Origin of the sequence: Cellulomonas sp. 73-92, from assembly GCF_001898175.1 — a bacterium.
Lineage (GTDB): Bacteria > Actinomycetota > Actinomycetes > Actinomycetales > Cellulomonadaceae > Cellulomonas.
The window spans coordinates 1-19,519 of sequence record NZ_MKTH01000019.1 but is presented as its reverse complement, the minus strand read 5'-3'; the positions used below and the strand labels follow the sequence as shown (position 1 = coordinate 19,519).

The window sequence follows — 19,519 nt, the reverse complement described above, 5'->3', positions numbered from 1 at the left end:
TCCCGGCGTGACGACGACGGCGTTCGCGTTGGCGTCGGTCTGGCCGGTGGCCCGTCCGGGTCGCGGGGTTCTGCTGGTCGATGCGGACCCTGCCGGATCGGGTCTGCTGGTTGGGCCGTTGCGCGGGGGAGTGCCGGCGTCAGCGGGGGTCTCGGTGCTCGCGGCGGCTCGTGCGCCGTTGTCCGTCGAGCAGGTCCTGGCCGCGTGTGTCGCGATGGACGAGCAGGCGCAGCGGGTCGTGCTGCCCGGCGTCGCGGACCCGCGTCAGGCGCGGCCCCTGTCCGGTACGTGGAGCGCGCTGGTCGAGGTGGCCCGGGACTTGTCGGCCGGCGGGGTCGACGTCGTGGTGGACGTGGGGCGTCTGGGTCATCGGTCGGAGCCGAGCGTGTGGCTGCAAGCGGCCGACCTGCTCGCGGCCGTGGTGCGCGGGGAGTTGTCCACGGTGCTGCCGGCGGCCGCGGCCGTCCGCGCGTTGGGCGCGGCACATGCCGCCCGCTCGGGTGTCGTGGGGGTGGTCGTGGACCCCGGCCCGTACAGCCCTGCGGAGATCGCCTCGGCTCTGGGCGTGACGGACGTGCTGACTCTGCCGGGTGACGCCCGAGTTGCTCGGGCGCTGATGGATGGCGCCCGTGGCGGGTGGCTGGACCGCTCGCCGCTGATGCGGTCGGCACGGTCGGTCGTGCAGCGGTTGACGGAACTGGCTCCCGACGTGGCGCCGGCGGTGGCACGGTGACCGGCGTCGACGACCGGCCCAGGTCGGAGTTCGCGCCGGCGGGGCCCTCCTTCGCGACGGCGATACCGCGGCCGGCCCGCGGTGAACCCGTGCTGCCGGCAGCGGACCCGGTCACGGTGCGTCAGGTACGTGCGGTGGTGGCCGAGCAGCTGGCAGAGCGGTTGCAGGCCCGGTCTGTGCAGTCACCGGATGCCCGCCGGGAGCTGGCTCGTTCGCTCGTGGCTGCCGAGCTGTCCGAGCGTGGACGCGAACGGGTCCGCCATGGCGACGAGCCGTGGCCGGTCGAGGTGGAGCTGGCGACGGCTCGCGCGGTGATGGCGGCGCTGTTCGGGCTGGGCCGGTTGCAGCCGCTGATCGACGACCCGGATGTGGAGAACATCGAGGTCGACGGCCACGACCAGGTCTGGGTGTCCTACGCCGACGGGCGCGACGTGCGCCACCCACCGGTCGCCGACTCCGACGCCGAGCTGATCGAGATGCTGCAGCTGCTCGCCGCCCGCACCGGCGGCGCCGAGCGGACGTTCACCTCCGCGCACCCCGCGCTGCATCTGCGGCTGGACGACGGGTCCCGGTTGGCGGCCGTGGCGTGGACGACGCCCAAACCGCACGTGGTGATCCGCCGGCATCGGGTGCGGGACATCGACCTGGACGATCTGATCGCGCTGGGCACGCTGGACTCCGTGCTGGCCGCGTTCCTGCGGGCGGCGGTTAGGGCCGGCAAGAACATCGTCGTGACCGGTCTGCAGAACGCCGGCAAGACCACGCTGATCCGGGCCTTGGCCAACGAGTTCGACCCGATGGAGCGGTTCGCCACCATCGAGAAGGAGTACGAGCTGCACCTGCACGACCTGCCCGACCGGCACCCCCGCGTCGTCGCCCTGGAAGCCCGCGAAGGCTCCGCCGAACATGACGGCGCCGGCAGGCGGGCAGGGGAGGTGAGCCTGTCCGACCTGGTGGTGGACGCGCTGCGGTTGAACCTGCGCCGGATCATCGTCGGGGAGGTCCGCGGCCCCGAGGTCCTTCCGATGCTTGAGGCCATGTCGACCGGCGACGGCTCGCTGTGCACGCTGCACTCGCGCACCGCGGCCCATGCCATCGACCGGATCGTCACCTTGTGCCTGTCGGCCGGGGTGCACATGACCGACACGTTCGCCTACCGGCTGCTGGCCGGCTCGGTTGACCTGATCGTGCACATCGAGCTGCTCACCGAGCACGGCCAGCGCCGCCGGTACGTCTCCCAGGTGCTCGAGATCAACGGGCTGGGGGAGACCAACCGCCCGGCAACGACCGCGGTCTTCGGGCCGGGCGTAGACGGGCGCGCGGTCCCGCTGCACCGACCGGGGTTCCTCGCCGAGCTGGTCCGCGCCGGCTTCGACGAGCGTCTGCTCGACCACCGGCACGGGACGTGGACGACGGCACTGGACGGTGAGCGATGAGCACCGTGATCGCCGCCGTGGCCGGTGCACTGGTCGCCGCGGGCGTGCTGATGGCCCTCGTCGGCCTGCGGCGCTCGGAACCGTCGCCGCCCAAGCAGCGGCGACGCCGGCCGCGGCCACGCTCGGCGGCGGACTGGTGGGGCCGGTGGCGGTGGGTCACCGCCGGCGGGCTCGGGCTGGTGGTGTGGGCCGTGAGCGGGTGGCCCGTGGCCGGGATGATCGTCGCCGCGGTGCTCGTCGGGCTGCCGTACCTGCTCGGCTCGGCGAAGGTCGCCGCCCGCCAGATCGACCGGGTCGAGGCGATCGAGGAGTGGACCCGCCGCCTGGCCGACGTCCTGGCGACGGGCGTCGGCCTGGAGCAGGCGCTGACCGCGTCGGCCACGACATGCCCTCCGGCGCTGCGCAGCGAGGTCAGCGCCCTGGTGGCACGGCTGACGGCCCGCTGGCCGGCCGAACAGGCCCTGCGGGCGTTCGCGGACGACCTGGACGACGCCGCCGGCGATTTCGTCGTCGCCTCCCTGCTGCTGGCCGCCCGACGCCACGGCCCGGGGCTGTCCGGCGTTCTGACCGCGGTCGCGGGATCTGTGGCCGACGAGGTCGCCGCCCGCCGCAAGGTCGAGGCCGAACGTGCCAAGCCCCGCTCGACCGCCCGCCTCGTGACCCTCATCACCCTCGCTGTCGCCGGAGTGCTCGCGCTCAACGGCACCTATCTGGCCCCCTACGGCGACGGGCTCGGCCAGCTGGTCCTGGCCGCCATCGCCGCCGCGTTCACCGGCTGCCTGCTGTGGATGCGCGCCCTGACCTTGACCCCGCCGGCCCCACGGTTCCTGACGACCGGTGCGGACGGGGGTACGCGATGACCCCGCTGTGGCTGACGCTGCTCGCCGGAGGGCTCGTCGGCGGAGGCCTCATCGTGGCCCTCGCGGGACTGTCACCGGCCCACCCAGACCTCGCCGACGCCGTGCGCCGGCTCTTGCCCACGGACGAGGACCTGCGGCTGCCCGCGACGCCGGTCGCGACGGGACGGGCCGCGCGCCTCAGAGCCCGCGCACTGCCGCAGCTGGCACACGGGCTCGGCCTCGACCGGTTCGCTACGGACCTGCGCACGCTGCACCTGACACCGGAGGATCTGGCAGCCAAGAAGGTCGGCTACACCCTTGTCGGCCTCGGCTTCCCACCCCTCATGTCGACGGTTCTGCTGCTCGCAGGTGTCCGCCTGCCATTCACGGTGCCGACCGCGGCCGGGCTCGTGCTTGGTGGGGTGTTCTTCTTCCTGCCCGACCTGTCCCTGCGGCAGGACGCCGCCAAGGCCCGCGCGGCGCTGCGCTCGGCGACCTGCGTCTTCCTCGAGCTGGTCGCGATGGAACGCCTCGCCGACGCCGGCCCCACCGAAGCCCTCGACCGAGCCGCCGCGATCGGCGGATCGCCGCAGTTCACCCGCATCGGCGACGCCCTCCTACGCGCCGAGCTGGCCGGGCAACCGTCCTGGACCGGCCTGACCGACCTGGCCGCCGAGACCGGGGTGAGCGAGCTGGCCGACACCGCCGACATCATGCGGCTGGCCGGCCGCGACGGAGCCGCCGTCTACGCCACCCTGCGCGCCCGTGCCGCATCCCTGCGAACCCAGCTGCTGGCCTCCTCGACCGCCCAGGCGAACGCCGCCTCCGAACACATGGTCGTGCCCGTGTCCCTGCTCGGCCTGTGCTTCATGGCCCTGCTGGGCTACCCCGCCCTGATGCGCATCCTGCTGTCCTGAACGGAGAAGACCATGCCCGTCCTACTCACGCTCAGCTACCTGCACGCGATGGTCACCACCACCCGCGCCGACATCCGCAGGCGCGTCACCAACGACGTCGGAGCGACCACGCTCGAGCTGGTGATCATCGTCCTGGGCCTGATCCTGGTCGCCGGGCTGCTCGTCGCAGCGATCACCGCCGCCGTCCAGCGACGTGTCAACCAGATCAACTGATGCCCGCCCGACGACGCCGTCGCCCGACCGCCCGCGACCACGGGTCGGTCAGCGTCGAGCTGGCCATCGTCTTCCCCGCACTGCTGGTCATCGTCACCGCGCTGATCCAGTACGCGCTGTGGTTCCACGCACGCTCGCTCGCCTTGGCCGCGGCCCAGCAAGGGGTGAGCGTCGCCCGCGCCTACCAGTCCGCGTCGGCAGCCGGACGCGACAGCGCCCTCAGCTTCATCACCGAGCACGGTTCCGACACCCTCCTCAACCCCACGGCCACCGTGTCCAGCCCCGCAACCGGACAGGTCCAGGTCGTCGTCACCGGCCGGTCCGTGTCCGTGCTGCCGGGGTTGGCAGGCATCACGGTCTCCCAGTCAGCGGCCGGACCGGTCGAGCGATTCACGGTGGCGGACCCCCGATGAGACACGCGCCGATCGACGGCGAGCGGGGATCGGTCAGCCTGGAGCTGGCCATCCTCGCGCCGGCACTCCTCCTGCTCCTGGGCGCCCTGGTCCTGGTCGGACGGGTCGAGACGTCTTCGGCCGCCGTCGAGCAGGCCGCCCGCGCGGCCGCCCGCGACGCCTCGATCGCCCGCACCCCCGACGCCGCCCGAGCCACCGCCATGGAAGCCGCGCAACGCGAGCTCGCCGGATCGAGCTGCGCATCTCCCGACATCACCGTCGACATGGCCGGGTTCGACGCCCCTGTCGGGATGGACGCGGCGATCCGCGTCCAGGTGACCTGCACCGTCTCCCTGGCAGACCTGGCCGTCCCCGGACTGCCCGGCACCCACACCATCACCGGGGAAGCGACCTCACCCCTCGACCGGTACCGATCCCGATGACCCACCGACCCGCACCCTGGCGCACCGACCCCGACCGCGGATCGGTGACGGTCTTCTTCGCCATCACCGCGGTCGGACTGCTCCTGCTCCTCGGACTCGTCGCCGACGGCGCGGCCAAGCTCCGCGCCACCCAGCAGGCCACCGCCGTCGCCGCCGAAGCCGCACGCGCAGGCGGACAAGCCCTCGACACCGCCGCCGCCACGGCCGGAGCCACCGGCCACGTCGACCGCACCCAAGCGCTCCAAGCCGCCCAGCACTACCTGACCGCAGCCGGCGCCACCGGCACCGTCGCCGTCTCCGCCGACCGCACCCGACTCACGGTCACCGTCACCCGCACCGCCCCCACAGCCTTCCTGTCCCTGATCGGCATCGACCAGCTGACCGTCACCGGCCACGCCCAAGCCGTTCTCGTCGGCTCCATCACCGGAGGTGGCACATGACCACAACCCACAACCGCCACAACGGCGCCGACCTGGCGCGCGGCCTCGGCGCGGCACTCGCCCTGCTCGGCTTCGTCGCCGGCGTCCCGGCCGCCCTCGTCGCCCTCGCGCCCGTCTACCTGCCCAACCAGGTGCCCACCTGGGGGCAGCTGTGGGACCGGGTCATGTCACCCGACGACGGGTCCCTCCTCCTGGCCGTCCTCGGCGCCATCGCCTGGATCGCCTGGGCCGCGTTCACCGGCTCGGTCCTCGTCGAGCTCGCCGCCTCCGCGCGACGCGTGCACGCGCCGCGGATCCCGCTGCTCGGTGGCCTCCAGCGCACCGCCGCGCGCCTGGTCGCCACCGCAAGCCTCCTGGTCGCCACAGCGAGCGCCATCACCACAGCAGCCAGCCCCGCCGTCGCCAGCTCGCTGGTCGCCACCGTCACCCCGGATGCGGCAGCAGATAACGCGCCGGTCGCCGCATCGGCCGCACCGACGACGACGCCCACTCCCGCCGCCGCGTCAGCGTCCGCAACGCTGCCGTCGATCACGGTCCAGCGCGGCGACACACTGTGGGACCTCGCTGAGCGCCACCTCGGCGACCCGCTGCGGTACACCGAGATCCGCGACCTGAACACCGGCCGGACCCAACCCGACGGTGCGCAGCTCCGCGACGCGGACTTCATCAAGCCGGGGTGGACTCTCCTGCTCCCCGCTGACGCCACGGCCCTCCCGCCGGTGGTCCGTACCGTCGCCTCCGGCTCCGCTGCCGAGGGTTCGTCCGTCACAGTGGAGCCGGGAGACACCCTCTGGAGCATCGCGGCAGAGCACCTGGGCGACGGCCGCCGCTACCCCGAGATCGCCACCCTCAACGCCGGGATCACCCAGGCCGACGGAAGCCACCTCGTCGACCCAGATGTCGTGCGACCGGGCTGGGTCCTACGTCTGCCGACCACTGCACCGGTGCCCGAACTCCCTCAGCAGCCGAAGGCAGAGTCAGCAGCAGGATCGGACCTTTCCCCATCACCTACGCTGTCGCCCGCACCGACGGCCAAGCCCGCCCCGACACTCACCACGACGCCCGCACCAGCCGCCACCACTGCCGAGGTCCGGTCGCCGGAGGCTGCAACCGGCACGTCGATCGCTCCCGCGCACGAGGACGAGCGCCAAGCCGCGAGCGCCTGGTTCCTCGGCCTGGCAGCCCTCGGCGCCGCCGGCGTCGTCGGCGAGATCGCCCGGCGCCGACACCTGCAACAACGAGCCCGACGCCTGGGGGAGACCATTCCCATGCCCGAACCCACCTCGCCCGCAGCCGCCGCCGAACGCACCCTGCGGACCGCCGCCATCGCCGTCAGCATCGACGCGATCCGCACCACCCTGCACAACCTCGCGTGCCGCTGCTTCGACGTGGGCCGCGAGCTGCCCCGGGTCGCGGCACTCCTCCTCGACGAGCACAACCTGACTCTGTTGCTCCTTCAGGACATGCCCGACGCAGTAGCGCCATTCACGGCGACGAACCCGCGCACCTGGGTCGCAACGACGGCCGCCGTCGCCACCGTGGAAGCCATCGACGACCCCGCACAGGGCACCCCGTACCCGCTGCTCGTCACCCTTGGTCACACCGAGGACGCGACTCTCATCCTCAACCTCGAGGCAGCCGGAACGCTGACGTTCACCGGCGACGACGCCGCCGCTGACGAGGCGCTGCGTGCACTGGTCATGGAGGCAGCCACCTCCGATCTGGCCAGCCAGCTCGCCATTCACACCGACGAGAGGTTCGCCGACCTGACCGACGCCTTCGAGGACTTCCGCCTGCGCGCCACCGACGAACGCGACGACCGCACCGGATGGGCCAAGTCGGTATCTGAGCTGCTTGCCAAGCGGAGCCTCGCCGACGTCCTGCAGGCACGCGGACGCCGGGAGCTGGATGACGTCTGGCTGCCGATCGTCTTCATCGAGACCAGGCTGACCGCACCCCTAAGCCCACCCTGGAGCGGCGTGGTCACGCTGAGCCGGCAAGACGAAGAAGGTGCCTGGACCATCCGAGTCGACGCCGCGGGAGTCGCCAGACTCGAGCCGCTCGACATCACCTTCCAAGCCCAGCGCCTGAGCTCGGAACAGACCGGGCACCTTCGCGACCTGCTCATCATCTCCCTGCCGCCCGCGCCGCACCTGGCCGACGCAGCTCCGACAACCACCCCGCAGGAGGACACCGCGGCGTTGCGTGCAGCCCACCCCGTCATCAACGAACCGAACGTCGCGGCTGCGGGCATCAGGCTCAACCTCTTGGGTCCGATCCAGGTGGAGGGCATCGGCGGGCGGCCGCTCAGCCCGCGGACCGTCGAACTGCTGGTGTACCTCGCTCTACACGGCCCTGCCACCGGGCCCGACCTCGACGAGATGATCTGGAAGGGCGAACGAGGGAACTCCAACACCCGAAACGTCTTCATCCGACGCGCGCGTGAACGCCTCGGCGACGAGGTCCTGCCTCCGGTCGGCATCGACGGACTCTTCCGTCTTGGTGACGGCATCACGACCGACTGGGCGAGTTTCCAGCACCACCTCGCGCAGGCTGTCGCGCTCGAGGGGCAACCGCGGGTAAGTGAACTCGCCGCCGCCGTCGCCCTCGTACGGGATCGTCCGTTCAGAGGTATCTCGCCCGCTGCATACGTCTGGGCCGACTACGACATCCAGAAGATGGTCGGCGCCATCGTCGACGGGGCCGGACTGCTCGCCCGGATCCACCAGCAGGCAGGCAGAAACCGCGACGCGATCGCAGTGGCGACCCTCGGCTTGCTGGTCGAACCTTGCTCCGAAGAGCTACAGACGATCGCGATCAACGCCACGTTCTCTCAATCGGGGCCAGAGGAAGCCAAGAACCTTCGCCGCCGGTACTCCGAACTCATGGGCAGACTCGATCCCGAACTGGCTTAGTTGGGCAGTGCCGCCCACCTGAGGCAACCCCGGCCAGGAGGTCAAGGGTTCGAATCCCCTCAGCTCCACCGAACGGACAGGCGATTGGACACGTGTCACCGCGTCTGACCTGGGCTTTCGCCGGTGTGCGGACAGTCATCGCGCGGCTTAACCCGGTCCTTGTGGGTAGTGGCTGGAGCATCCGACGCGCTGACCTGGTCACTTTTGGCCCGGTGTTTTGCGTTTCCCATCAGGTGCCTTGTGCGCCGACAGAAGACCGCTGAGTCGGCACGCGCTGATTCCACGCCGGGCAGGGTCGCCGTGTGGACGGTTCGTCCCACACGGGTTTGGCGCACCGCGGGTGAGGTTGATTTGTCGCGCCCGACGGTTCGCTGATGCGACAGCCGAGAGCCCGGCCTCGCTCCGTACCGCATCAGCCTCCGCGGATGCGGAGCGGGACACCTTCCGGGTCAAAGTCGCGACAGGTCGCTCGACACGCTCGACACGTTCGACCATCCACCGAGCCTGCGCACCGACCGGCCCGATGACTTGCTCAGTCTGTGTCGCTGCTGGAAGCGATGCACAGCGCCGCCCTGTGCGCCGGCCAGCTCCGGTGTCGCGGCTCGCATCCGGTTCGACGGTAAGGCCGCCCCGCCGCAGGCTGGCCGTGCCTGTGACCGCGGCTGCTTGACAGCATGCCTCGACACTCCGTATCTTCTGCGGCGAGCGAGTTAATCGTTTACGTAAACGTTTGATCTCAAGGGAGAGCATCGATGCCCAGCACTGGACCCGCGTCAACCCTGGGCGGCCTAGCCCGTCTGCGTGATGGCCGCTCGGGGCGTGCCTCGAGCTGGGACCAGAGCGGTCGCAACAAGGACTACTGGCTCATCGCTCCGGGTTCGACCGCGGTGCTCGCTGATCTGGAGGGGCCGGGGGCGGTCACCCACATCTGGATGACGAGCTTCTGCCGGCGCGTCATCGGCCCCAGCATTCAGGTACCCGAGCTGCACGCCGACGTCGCACCGGTCACCGAGATGGAGAACGCGATCGGCGTCAACTGGGAGATCAACGACCCCGACTACTACCGCAAAGTGCTCCTGCGGATCACGTGGGAAGACTCCGGCAAGCCTGCCGTCCTCGTCCCGCTCGGCGACTTCTTCGGGCTCGGACACGGGATGCCCGGCTCGTACAACTCAGTGCCGTTCAGCGTCTCGTCTCGTCCGCAGGAGGAGGGAACGTTCGGCGGCACTGCCTCGATGAACTGCTACTTCGCGATGCCGTTCAACCGCGCCGCGAAGATCGAGATCGTCAACGAGAACGATCTGCACGTGGGCCTGTTCTTCCACATCGACTACGACCTGTACCCGCGCCCAGTCGAGGACATCGCGTACTTCCACTCCTCGTGGACGTACGCCAACAACCAGGGCTGGGGCGACGACATCGCGGTGAACACGCCTGAAGTGAACTCAGTTCCCAACGATGACTCGCAGAACTACGTGATCGCTGACATCCGCGGCCGCGGCCACTTCGTGGGATGCAACCTTTCCGTGGCGCACTACCAGGGCAGCTGGTGGGGCGAGGGCGACGACGTGATCTACGTCGACGACTTCGACAAGCCGGCCATCCTGGGCACGGGCAGCGAGGACTACTTCAACCACGCCTGGGGGATGCAGCGCAACGCGTCGCTCTACAGCGGCACGATCCTGCACGAGGGCGACACCGGCGGCTACCAGGTCTCCTACCGGTTCCACATCGCCGACCCGGTTGTGTTCAACACCGGCATCAAGGTGACCATGGAGCACGGCCACGGCAACCACCTGTCCGACAGCTGGGCCTCGACCGCCTACTGGTACCAGGAACTGCCCGGATCCGACCTCACGGTGCCGCCGGCCGATGAGCGGCCTGCGCCGAAGAAGACGTGGGACCGACCGCGAACTGAGCGACCGGCACTCGATGAGTATCAGCGCGCGGCCGCCGAGTCCTACCGAGAACGCTGGCGGATCCAGCAGCAGCAGCACGCCGCACTCCTGCGGAGGAATGCCGACCGGACCGCGCCCGCCGAGCGCGGGAACTTCGAGCAGGCTCGCGCCGCCCGCGCCAGCTACGACCGGACGAGGAACCAGTAGTCCGGCCTTCCAGCAATCCACATCACACAACATCAATGGAGATCACAGTGAAATCAGCGAAGCGGACATCGCGGCGGGCCGCCGTGATCGCGGTCGTGGCTGTCCTCGGGGCGGTGACTGCGTGCTCGAGCTCAGGGGGAGCCGGCCCGACCGGAGGCACTTCTAGCGGCGCCTCCAACGGACCTGTCACCCTGGAGTTCTGGAGCTTCTACACCGGCTCCGAGGCGGACTACGTCAACAAGTGGGTCAACGACTACAACGCCGCGCACAAGGACGTCCAGATCCACCACAAGGTTGTGAGCCAGACCGACTACACGACGACCCTCATCCCGACCGCCCTCGCAAACGGCACGGCACCCGACATCCTCTACGTCGAGCCGGCGACTTTCACGAAGTACGCGGACGCGGGCGCGCTCGCCGATCTCACCCCTTACTACACGGACGATCTGAAGAAGGACATCCTGCCGGCCGTCCTGAAGTCGGTGACCTACAACGACAAGCTGCTCGCACTGCCGATCGAGCTGGAAACCCTTGGCCTGTTCTACGACAAGACGGCACTGGCCGCCGAGGGTGTGACACCGCCGAAGACGTGGGATGAGATGAAGGCGGACGCGAAGAAGCTGACGAACGACAAGCGGTTTGGCGTGGCCCTGCCCGTGGAGGACACCGGGTACACGCTGTTCAACTTCTGGCCCTACCTGTGGATGGCCGGCGGCGACATCAAGAAGGGCTCCGACGGCAAGTACAGCATCGACACACCCCAGATGGCGCAGGCCCTCGACTTCTACGGCTCCTTCTTCCAGGCGGGTTCAAGCCCGAAGTCTCTGCAGATCGGTCCGTGGGATGTTGGCAACGTCGCGACAGGGGTTGCCGCGATGCAGGAGTCGGGCTCGTATGCGATCAAGGCGACTGAGACCGACTACAAGGCGGCGTCGATCGGCGTCGTGCCGCTCCCGTCGCCCGACGGCGGTAAGGGGATCACGGTCGCCGGCGGTCAGAAGCTAGCGGTGAATGCGGCCTCGAAGCACATCAAGGAAGCCGCGGACTTCATCTTCTCCGGCTTCGGCAGCACGGACCTCAGCGTCGCCAGCGGCTGGGTGACGCAGGCGAAGTTCGCCTACCCCGCGCGCCAGTCGGTCATCGACGCCAATAAGGACATCTTCAACCAGGGTCTGCGCGCGGACTTCACCAACTTCTACGACACCGCACGCCCGGAGCCCAGCTACCCGGCGGCCGTGACGCAGGCCCTGCAGACCGCACTCCAGGATGTGATGTTCGGCGGGAGCACCGGCGCTGATGCGGCCAAGAAGGCCCAGGCGACGGCCAACGCCGGATAGCGAGTGGGCTGCCGGCCGGGGCGCTCACGTCCCGGCCGGCGCCCCAGCCCGCAAGAATCATCGCGCCGCGACCCGGAGCGGCAGAACCAGGAGAACGTTGCATGGGAACGAGTCAGGGGAACGCCCGCCGGCGACGCGAGTCGTGGGCGGCGGCGCTCTTCATCGGTCCAGACTTGATCGGCTTGGTCGTCTTCGTGCTGCTGCCGATCCTGTTTGCGGTCTACGTGAGCTTCTTCGGCTGGAACCTCATCAGTCCGATGAAGTTCATCGGACTGGCGAACTATCGGCGGCTGGCCACGGACTCGGACTGGTGGCTCTCGATGGGGCGGACGCTGCAGTTCGCGTTTATCTACGTTCCAGTCCTCTTCGCCATCTCGCTGGGCCTCGCCGTGGCATTTACGAAGCTAACGGGCCGCACCTCGGCCGGCTTGAGGTCCGCCTACCTGCTCCCGTTCGCCGTCACCTCCGTGATCGCCTCGACCCTCTGGATGTTCCTCTACCAGGAGAAGACCGGCTACCTCAACGCCTTCCTCAACCTCCTAGGAATCCCCGATCAGCCCTTCATCGGCTCGCCGGCGCAGGCGATGGTGTCTGTCGTGGTCGTTGTCCTTTGGATCAACCTTGGCTATACGTCGATGCTGTTCTTCTCGGCGATCAGGCAAATACCCGCCAGCCTTCTGGAGGCCGCGCGACTCGATGGCGCCAACGGCTGGAAGACCTTCTGGGGCATTACATTCCCGCTCATTCGGCCGACCTCGGTCTTCGTTGTCGTGACGTCCACAATCGCGTCCTTTCAGATCCTCGACATCATCTTGGTCATGACCCGCGGCGGTCCGGCCAACGCGACGCAGGTCGGAGTTCTCTACATTTACAAGCGCTCGTTCGATCAGCTTCAGATGGGCTACGGATCGGCGCTCTCGGTCGTGATGTTCGTGATCCTGCTGGTGATATCCCTGATCCAGTTGCGGTTCACGCGACGCAACAACCTCGAAGGGTGACCGTGAACAAGGTCAGGTCCTGGATCATCGGGATACTTCTGGCACTGGGGGCGATCGCCGTCATCGTGCCGATCGGCGTCCTGTTCCTCAGCAGCTTCAAGACCAAGGCCAGCGTCTTCGTCATTTCGCTGGCTCCGGACACGTTCACAATCCACAGCATCGTCCAGGCGCTCACGCCCGGCCTGCTTCATGCTCTGCTCAACTCACTTATTGTGTCCACGGCGGTCACCGTGGTCGCGATGTTCCTGCATGCGATGGCTGGGTACGCCCTGGCCCGATTCGACTTTCCCTTCAAGCGAGCGACCTTCGTCGTCATTCTGGGAAGCCTCATGATCCCAATGACTTCGATTCTGGTTCCGCTGTACATGGTGGTGCGCTTGATGAACATGACGAACACGATGGCCGGGCTGATTGTGCCACTGCTGTTCAACGCATATGGCATCTTCCTTTTTCGGCAGTTCTATTTCGACTTCCCCAAGGAGCTCGAAGAGGCGGCGGAACTCGATGGGTCCGGCAGGTTTGGCACCTTCCTTCGCATCGTGCTCCCACTCTCGCGGCCTGTGATCGTCCCGCTCACGGTGGCGTTCTTCTTGGGCACGTGGAACAACTATTTGTGGCCCCTGGTCGTCAACCAGGACAAGCGGTTTGAGACGGTGCAGGTCTATCTGGCGAACCAGATCTCCGGGTACAATACGCCTTGGAACGTCGTCATCGCTTCAGCGGCTATTTCGGTGATCCCTGTATTCGTGCTGTTCTTCTTCCTGCAGCGCCAGCTCCGCGAAGGCATTTCGACGACGGGGATCAAATGATGACTCCCGGTGCGATGACTTTCGGGCGGACGTCACCGACGAGCCTGCGCGTGTGGGAGCGGCGTCTCGAGCCGGCGGCCGACGGCTCCTTGACCGTGCCGTTGCGGTTCCGCGTCGTGCCCGGCTCGTGGCCTGACATCGAGCTGGCAGGTCCGGACGGCACTCGCGCCGACGTTGCCGCGGTGATGTATGAACTTCGGGTCCTGTGCGACCCTGGCGCACGGGGCACTCTCGACATCCGGGTGGGCCGGTTCGACATCGGCCTGGTCGGTCGCACTCTCACCACCGACCTTGGTGTCGTGGAAGTTCCCGGATCCGGCCCGATCGAGATCGGCGTGTTCTTCGACGGCGATGCGGCGGCCGTCGTCGTAGACGGTGGGGAGCCGCTTGGGTTGCTGGCGCTGGAGGACTCCTCGACGACAGCTGTCGCACCCGTCACCCCTAACATCGCCGGCTTCCGGACGGCGACCCGCCCGCCAGCGAATGGGCGGGTTGCGATCGGCGGCGCGACGGAGGTCCTCGAGGCGAAGATCTACGGCTTGCGAGAGGCTGAGACCTCGCTGTACCGCAACGCGGCACGGGCGAGCGGTGCGCCGGGACGCCCCTTCTGGTCAGAGGCGGGCTACATCGTGTCCGATGCGTCCGTCGCAGTCGTAGGGGGTGGGCCGCCGGCGCTAGTGCCGGACTGTCGGACGATCGTTTCGCCGGTCAGGGTCATTGAGGAGTTCGTGTGGCGGGACACTGCCTACGGCGACATGACCCGGGTGGTCGATCGGTCGGAGATGTGGCGGTCGGTCGTGGAGCCCGGGCGCTTCCCCACGTTCACGTCGTCATTCCGCAGCATCGATGCAGCCTTCGAGCTCGCGCTAGAGACCTTTCAGCGCAACTCCAGCGACGAGTTCTCCTTGCCCGGTGAGACGGGCCTATGGTCCGCTGGCTACTTCCAGGGCCCCGGACTCGGCTTCGGATCCTGGAAGCGCGATACCTCTCACATCGCCCTTCGCGCAGGGAATCTGATCGACCCGCAAGTGGCGCGGGCGTCACTCGCGCACGTGGGCCACGCCGGATTCGACAACGGATCCGACGGCGCTTCGCTGCCCGCCGTGGCGATCTGGGATCACTTCCTGGCCACGGGCGACGAGTCGCTGATCCACGACACATGGCGATGGCTCGCCGCGTCCGCGTCGCTGCTCGATGAGCGGTTCGATGAGGGACGCGGGCTGGTGCTCGCCGCGCAATCGACTTCGAACGATCTCTTCGACGAGCCCGAGGCCGGCGGATACGCCCTGAGCACCGAGATCTACTCGATGGAGACGTACAGGGTCCTGGCCGCGATGGGTTCGCTTCCGGCGATCGGTGATCCGAGGGCCCAACGGTGGAGTGAGCGCGCAACGACGATGCGCCGAGCGATCCTCGCGCAGTACTGGAACTCCGAGCGGGGGTACTTCACGTCCGGCCCGATCGGCAGCGAGTCGCACAAGCGCGGTCTATGGGAGACCTCCGGGTCCGAGGCCGCCGTGTGGGGCTTCCTGGGAGCGGAGGCTGAGTCTTGTACTGAGTCGGTGCTCGCCGGCATGCGGCACGTAGCCATGTCTCAATATGGAGTCGTCCTCTTCCCGTACAAGGACGCTGACAACCACTTCTGTCACTCGGTGTGGTACTGCTGGCAAGCTGGCTTCGCGCGAGCCGCGGCCCGGGTCGGCGATGCGTCTTTGGTACATCAGCTCATAGGACAACAGGCTCGGACAGCCGTGCTGTACAAGACGTTCTACGAGGTCACAGACGCACGCACCGGCGAATCCTGGCGGTGGCCGGGGCAGTTGTGGCATGCCGCCGGCTTCGTCTCGCTTGTGCTCTTCGGACTGTTCGGCATCCGATACGACCAAGATGGGATGACATTTTCTCCGGCGGTTTCTCCGGAGTTCGATGGTGCACGCATCTATGGACTGCGCTATCGCGCAGCAGTACTCGATATCGAGATCCGAGGCCACGGGAGCCGATGCGAGACGACTTTCGACGGTGACCGAGTCGAACAGGTCAGCACCGATTGCACCGGCCGACACTCTGTAGTCCTGACGATGACGATGTGAAGTGGGTTCAACAAATGTCCTCCAGTATCAAGGAAGTCGCTCAACGTGCCGGAGTGTCGGTCGCGACCGTGTCGCATGTCATCAATGACACACGCTTCGTTTCGGACACTACGCGGCAGAAGGTGCTCGCCGCGGTCGAGGAACTTCAGTACTCGCCGAACATCCTGGCGCGGAAGTTCAAGACCGGATCGCGTGACACCGTCGGATTCATCGTTCCCGACATCGCGAACGGGTACTTCGCTACAGCCATCGAGGAGGTCGAAGACGTCCTTCAGACCCGCGGGTTCCGGCTAATTGTCTCGAACACCCGCGAGAACCCCACTCGGGAACTCGATAGTCTGCGCATGCTCAGTTCGGGAGTCGTCGATGGCCTCGTGCTGGTATCAACGCTCAACGACTACGCCGAAGTCGAGACCGTCCTGCCACCGGGATTCCCTGTGGTGCTCTTCGACCGCTCGCTCGCCCATGCGTCAGTTGACACCATCACGACGGACAACACCAAAGCAATCCGGGAGGGCATTGCGGCACTTGTCGGACGAGGTCACCGCGCGATCGGCTTCATGGCCAGTGTCCGGCATCTGAGCACCACGGCCGACCGAGTCGGCGCCTACCGCGATGCACTTCGGGAACACGGCCTCGAACCGGATGAGCGCCTGATTCGGTACCTGGAGTCGATGTCCGATCCGATCCGGCCATCCGCCGAGGCGCTGCTCGACCAGGGCTGCACAGCGATCGTCGCGAGCAACAACGTCCTAACCGGCAAGCTCCTGGCCGCGCTGCACGCCGGCTCCTGGGCATGGCGTGATCTGGAGATCCTCGGGTACCGAGACCCGACCCACATCGCCTATCCGCCCGATGACACTCAGTGGCTCGAAGAACCGATTGCGGAGATGGGCCGGCTGGCGGGCGAGGCGATCGTTCGGCGCCTCGTTGACCAAAGCTCTGCGCCCCAAGCCATCGTGCTCAATGCAACCTTCTCCTCTGCAGGAACCGACCGAGGTCGAGCGGGATGAACGAGCTAATGCCGATCGCCGTATTCGGTGAGTCACTGGTGGATATCGTGCACTCGAAGTCGGGCGCGAGCGTTCGGCCGGGCGGAAGCCCACTCAATGTTGCCGTCGGCCTGGCGCGCCTGGGCGCCGATGTGGAGTTCGCCACGTCCGTCGGCGAAGACACCTACGGCAATCTGGTGCTCGAACACTTGACAGCGGCTGGCGTCCATGTCACACCGGGTTCGGTCGGTGACGCGCCGACGTCAGCGGCAGAAGCAATCATTGGCGCCGACGGAAGTGCCAGCTACCGATTCGACCTCCAATGGGCGCCGAGCGCCAAGCCACAGAGGGCGGCGATCGCTGGGCATCTCGGTTCGGTCAGCGCGGTGCTGCAGCCCGGTGCGACGTGCGTGGTCGAGTGGGCGGCAGACCTCTCGGCTGAGTCTCTAGTCTCATTCGATCCCAACATCCGCCCATCGATTACCGGTACCGGCCAGACCCTTCGCGACGCTGTCGAGCGGGCCGTGGCCGTGTCCGACGTCGTCAAGCTCAGCAGCGAAGATCTCGTCCTGCTTGGCGAGCCCAACCTGCCGGAGCGCTGGGTGGATGGCGGCACCACCCTCGTCGTCGTCACCGACGGCAGGCGCGGCGCACGGGTCGTCACTAGGGCAGGCCACCTCGACGTTCCCGCGCGAGCGGTCGCAGTCGTCGACACGATCGGCGCCGGGGACTCGTTCATGGCCGGCCTGCTGTGGAGTCTCGGCTGCGACGGCCTCCTTGACCAGGCCGCCCTTCGGCAAGCACCGCTCGAACGACTCGCACAACATGCTCGGTTCGCAACCGACTGTGCCGCGGTCACGGTGGGACGAGTAGGGGCCGACCCCCCGACGTCCGCCGATGTCGCGGACCTGCCCAAGCGTGACCAGAGCGTTCCGGTAGCGAGCTAGCACGAGGCCAAACCGAATGGTCAGTTCCCGCGGCCTCCGATCCGGGAAGGGCGGCGTATCGGCGCAGGCCCGAATCGGCCCCGCGAGGTTCCCAGGAAACACAGATGGAGGAGAACTCGTGACAATGGAGTCCAGAACCGTCCTCGCGGGGACGGTAACGGCGCCCGCGTCCGGCTCGACGACCTTGCTGGACATCGCCGGACCCAAGTCGATCTCGTCGATCCGCATGCACGTGCCCGGCGTCGACACGACGACGATCCAGGTCACCGACGACGGTCGCGCCTTCGGATCGGGCGGGTACTCGCAGTTCGTCGTCGCCACCAACCCAGCCAACACCGGGGTGAGGGTCTGCTGCACGAGTAGGTGACAGTCGGTCTCAGGCGGCGAGTGCTGCCTGAGGTGTCATGATGGTCTCGAATTCGATGGGTGTCAGTCGTCCGAGTCGGGCTTGGCGGCGGCGGCGGTGGTAGGTGCGTTCGATCCAGGTGACGATCGCGATCCGTAGGTCGTCGCGGGTGGCCCAGCGACGTCGGTTCAGGACGTTCTTCTGCAGCAGGGAGAAGGAGCTCTCCATGGCGGCGTTGTCCCCGGCGGAGGCGACCTGGCCCATGGAGCCGACCAGGTCGTGACGGGCCAGCTCGGCCAGGACCTTCCGGGAACGAAATTGCGAGCCCCGGTCCGAATGCACCACGGAGCCGGCGACCTCACCACGCCGTTGCACGGCGCTGGCTAGGGCGTTCACCGCGATGCGGGACTTCATCCGGTCGCTGGTCGAGTACCCCACGATCCGGTTGGAGTACACGTCTTTGATCGCGCACAGGTAGAGCTTGCCTTCACCGGTGGGGTGCTCGGTGACGTCGGTGCGCCACAGCCGGTTCGGTGCCTGCGCGACGAACCGCCCCTTGACCAGGTCCTCGTGCGGGGCAGGCGCCGGGTGGCGGCGACCGCGCTTGCGCCGGTGGGCGATCCCGCTGATCCTCGCCGAGCGCATCAGCCGGGCGACCCGCTTGCGGCCGCACGCCACGCCCATCCCCAGGCGCAGCTCGGCGTGCACGCGGCCCCGTAGGAGCGTCGCGACATCTCGTGGATCGCCACGATCGTGCCGGTCAGCTGCTCGTCAGCCACCGCACGAGCCGACGGCGGACGCGTCGACCAGGCGTGATACCCCGAACGAGACACCTTCAGCACCCGGCAGGCCACCGCGACGGGCACACCGTCACCGGCAAGCTCTCGGACCAACCGGATCGTCGTCTTGAGGGCACGTTCTCCCGGGCGAAGTAGGCCGAAGCCCGCTTGAGGATCTCGTTCTCCATCTCCAGCACCCGGATCCGGCGACGGGCCTCCACCAGCTCCTTGCGCTCGTCGCTGGTCAGTCCCTCCCGGCGGCCGGCATCCACGTCGTCGCGCGCCATCCACCGGCGCAGGCACGACTCGCTGATCCCCAGGTCCTTGGCGATCTGAGCGACCGGATGCTGACCCCCACGGGCCAGCTCGACGGCTCAACGCCGGAACTCCGGCGGTGTCGACGACGTGCTGAGACTGACCCTCTGACGACGGGGTGGTTTCCAGTCGTGGTCGCAACACGTGCTTGAGAATCGGGGTTCGTGTTGGCGTCGTCTCGTCGTGTTGCGAAGGGTCCTGGTCGTCGTCGCCAGTCGGCGAGGCAGGTGCAGTTCTTTCGTCTGCTGGCTCGGGGGTGGACGGCGGCCGCCGCGCGGCGCGAGGTGGGCGTCTCCCGGTCCACCAGCCGCAACTGGCGCAACGGGTTCAAGGTCTATCGCGACGGTGAGGTCGTCGGGTTCGTCCCTCCCGTGGACCGGCTGACGGCCTCGCCGATCAGTGCCCGGTTCTTGTCGCAGCACGAGCGGATCGAGATCGCCGATCTGCACCGCGCCGGCAAGAGCGTGCGCGCG

The 19,519-nt window shown here is 68.1% G+C and carries 18 protein-coding genes and 1 pseudogene; 18 read left to right on the top strand and 1 reads right to left on the bottom strand.

Annotated features, from left to right (window positions below; all coding sequences use genetic code 11):
- The first annotated feature begins 178 nt into the window (after positions 1-178).
- The 17 genes from BGO37_RS14185 (at position 179) to BGO37_RS14105 (ending at position 17,973) form a co-directional block, all read left to right on the top strand.
- The gene (locus BGO37_RS14185; RefSeq protein WP_291755884.1) at positions 179-733 is read left to right on the top strand and encodes a hypothetical protein; all 555 of its coding nucleotides are present in this window, start codon (positions 179-181) and stop codon (positions 731-733) included.
- An 89-nt stretch (positions 734-822) separates the two neighbouring features.
- Positions 823-2,169: a CpaF family protein gene (locus BGO37_RS14180; RefSeq protein ID WP_291755883.1), complete on the top strand. Its 1,347-nt coding sequence runs from the start codon at positions 823-825 to the stop codon at positions 2,167-2,169.
- A complete protein-coding gene (locus BGO37_RS14175) occupies positions 2,166-3,029 on the top strand; it encodes a type II secretion system F family protein (RefSeq protein ID WP_291755882.1) in 864 nt (287 codons plus the stop codon). The genes BGO37_RS14180 and BGO37_RS14175 overlap by 4 nt, the downstream gene beginning before the upstream one ends.
- Positions 3,026-3,925: a type II secretion system F family protein gene (locus BGO37_RS14170; RefSeq protein ID WP_291755880.1), complete on the top strand. Its 900-nt coding sequence runs from the start codon at positions 3,026-3,028 to the stop codon at positions 3,923-3,925. Before BGO37_RS14175 ends, BGO37_RS14170 begins: the two co-directional genes overlap by 4 nt.
- 12 nt (positions 3,926-3,937) lie before the next feature.
- Positions 3,938-4,138, top strand: coding sequence for a hypothetical protein (locus tag BGO37_RS14165; RefSeq protein WP_291755879.1), 201 nt, complete (start codon positions 3,938-3,940; stop codon positions 4,136-4,138).
- Entirely contained in the window at positions 4,138-4,551 is a 414-nt protein-coding gene (locus BGO37_RS14160) for a TadE family protein (RefSeq protein WP_291755877.1), read from the top strand. The genes BGO37_RS14165 and BGO37_RS14160 overlap by 1 nt, the downstream gene beginning before the upstream one ends.
- Entirely contained in the window at positions 4,548-4,973 is a 426-nt protein-coding gene (locus BGO37_RS14155) for a TadE/TadG family type IV pilus assembly protein (RefSeq protein WP_291755875.1), read from the top strand. Before BGO37_RS14160 ends, BGO37_RS14155 begins: the two co-directional genes overlap by 4 nt.
- Positions 4,970-5,413 carry a pilus assembly protein TadG-related protein gene (locus BGO37_RS14150; RefSeq protein ID WP_291755873.1) on the top strand — a complete coding sequence of 148 codons (444 nt, stop codon included), beginning with the start codon at positions 4,970-4,972 and terminating at the stop codon, positions 5,411-5,413. Before BGO37_RS14155 ends, BGO37_RS14150 begins: the two co-directional genes overlap by 4 nt.
- Positions 5,410-8,328 carry a LysM peptidoglycan-binding domain-containing protein gene (locus BGO37_RS14145; protein WP_291755871.1) on the top strand — a complete coding sequence of 973 codons (2,919 nt, stop codon included), beginning with the start codon at positions 5,410-5,412 and terminating at the stop codon, positions 8,326-8,328. The genes BGO37_RS14150 and BGO37_RS14145 overlap by 4 nt, the downstream gene beginning before the upstream one ends.
- A 752-nt stretch (positions 8,329-9,080) precedes the next feature.
- A complete protein-coding gene (locus BGO37_RS14140; protein ID WP_291755869.1) occupies positions 9,081-10,433 on the top strand; it encodes a glycoside hydrolase family 172 protein in 1,353 nt (450 codons plus the stop codon).
- Positions 10,434-10,468: 35 nt separating this feature from the next.
- Complete coding sequence (locus BGO37_RS14135; RefSeq protein ID WP_291755867.1) at positions 10,469-11,770, top strand: sugar ABC transporter substrate-binding protein; 1,302 nt, start codon at positions 10,469-10,471, stop codon at positions 11,768-11,770.
- 101 nt (positions 11,771-11,871) lie between these two features.
- Positions 11,872-12,768, top strand: a complete 897-nt coding sequence (locus BGO37_RS14130; protein WP_291755866.1) for a carbohydrate ABC transporter permease — start codon at positions 11,872-11,874, stop codon at positions 12,766-12,768.
- Positions 12,765-13,577 carry a carbohydrate ABC transporter permease gene (locus BGO37_RS14125; protein ID WP_291755863.1) on the top strand — a complete coding sequence of 271 codons (813 nt, stop codon included), beginning with the start codon at positions 12,765-12,767 and terminating at the stop codon, positions 13,575-13,577. Before BGO37_RS14130 ends, BGO37_RS14125 begins: the two co-directional genes overlap by 4 nt.
- Positions 13,577-15,667 carry a hypothetical protein gene (locus BGO37_RS14120; RefSeq protein ID WP_291755862.1) on the top strand — a complete coding sequence of 697 codons (2,091 nt, stop codon included), beginning with the start codon at positions 13,577-13,579 and terminating at the stop codon, positions 15,665-15,667. Before BGO37_RS14125 ends, BGO37_RS14120 begins: the two co-directional genes overlap by 1 nt.
- Positions 15,668-15,681: 14 nt before the next feature.
- Positions 15,682-16,680 carry a LacI family DNA-binding transcriptional regulator gene (locus tag BGO37_RS14115; RefSeq protein WP_291755859.1) on the top strand — a complete coding sequence of 333 codons (999 nt, stop codon included), beginning with the start codon at positions 15,682-15,684 and terminating at the stop codon, positions 16,678-16,680.
- Entirely contained in the window at positions 16,677-17,606 is a 930-nt protein-coding gene (locus tag BGO37_RS14110; RefSeq protein WP_291755857.1) for a carbohydrate kinase, read from the top strand. Before BGO37_RS14115 ends, BGO37_RS14110 begins: the two co-directional genes overlap by 4 nt.
- Before the next feature lie 124 nt (positions 17,607-17,730).
- Positions 17,731-17,973 (top strand): hypothetical protein, encoded by a 243-nt coding sequence (locus tag BGO37_RS14105; protein WP_291755855.1) that lies wholly within the window; start codon positions 17,731-17,733, stop codon positions 17,971-17,973.
- Between the two features lie 9 nt (positions 17,974-17,982).
- Here BGO37_RS14105 and BGO37_RS14100 read toward each other — a convergent pair.
- Positions 17,983-19,096: pseudogene (locus tag BGO37_RS14100) on the bottom strand (IS3 family transposase).
- A gap of 177 nt (positions 19,097-19,273) precedes the next feature.
- Here BGO37_RS14100 and BGO37_RS14095 point away from each other — a divergent pair.
- Positions 19,274-19,519, top strand: a 246-nt coding sequence (locus BGO37_RS14095; protein WP_367188117.1) for a helix-turn-helix domain-containing protein, incomplete at its 3' end; no start/stop codon positions are given.

Coding starts and splice junctions, on each gene's coding strand:
- BGO37_RS14170 (WP_291755880.1), top strand. CDS start 3,026: ATGACCCCGCTGTGGCTGACGCTGCTCGCCGGAGGGCTCGTCGGCGGA.
- BGO37_RS14155 (WP_291755875.1), top strand. CDS start 4,548: ATGAGACACGCGCCGATCGACGGCGAGCGGGGATCGGTCAGCCTGGAG.
- BGO37_RS14175 (WP_291755882.1), top strand. CDS start 2,166: ATGAGCACCGTGATCGCCGCCGTGGCCGGTGCACTGGTCGCCGCGGGC.
- BGO37_RS14110 (WP_291755857.1), top strand. CDS start 16,677: ATGAACGAGCTAATGCCGATCGCCGTATTCGGTGAGTCACTGGTGGAT.
- BGO37_RS14150 (WP_291755873.1), top strand. CDS start 4,970: ATGACCCACCGACCCGCACCCTGGCGCACCGACCCCGACCGCGGATCG.
- BGO37_RS14160 (WP_291755877.1), top strand. CDS start 4,138: ATGCCCGCCCGACGACGCCGTCGCCCGACCGCCCGCGACCACGGGTCG.
- BGO37_RS14165 (WP_291755879.1), top strand. CDS start 3,938: ATGCCCGTCCTACTCACGCTCAGCTACCTGCACGCGATGGTCACCACC.
- BGO37_RS14145 (WP_291755871.1), top strand. CDS start 5,410: ATGACCACAACCCACAACCGCCACAACGGCGCCGACCTGGCGCGCGGC.
- BGO37_RS14140 (WP_291755869.1), top strand. CDS start 9,081: ATGCCCAGCACTGGACCCGCGTCAACCCTGGGCGGCCTAGCCCGTCTG.
- BGO37_RS14105 (WP_291755855.1), top strand. CDS start 17,731: ATGGAGTCCAGAACCGTCCTCGCGGGGACGGTAACGGCGCCCGCGTCC.
- BGO37_RS14115 (WP_291755859.1), top strand. CDS start 15,682: ATGTCCTCCAGTATCAAGGAAGTCGCTCAACGTGCCGGAGTGTCGGTC.
- BGO37_RS14120 (WP_291755862.1), top strand. CDS start 13,577: ATGACTCCCGGTGCGATGACTTTCGGGCGGACGTCACCGACGAGCCTG.
- BGO37_RS14135 (WP_291755867.1), top strand. CDS start 10,469: ATGGAGATCACAGTGAAATCAGCGAAGCGGACATCGCGGCGGGCCGCC.
- BGO37_RS14130 (WP_291755866.1), top strand. CDS start 11,872: ATGGGAACGAGTCAGGGGAACGCCCGCCGGCGACGCGAGTCGTGGGCG.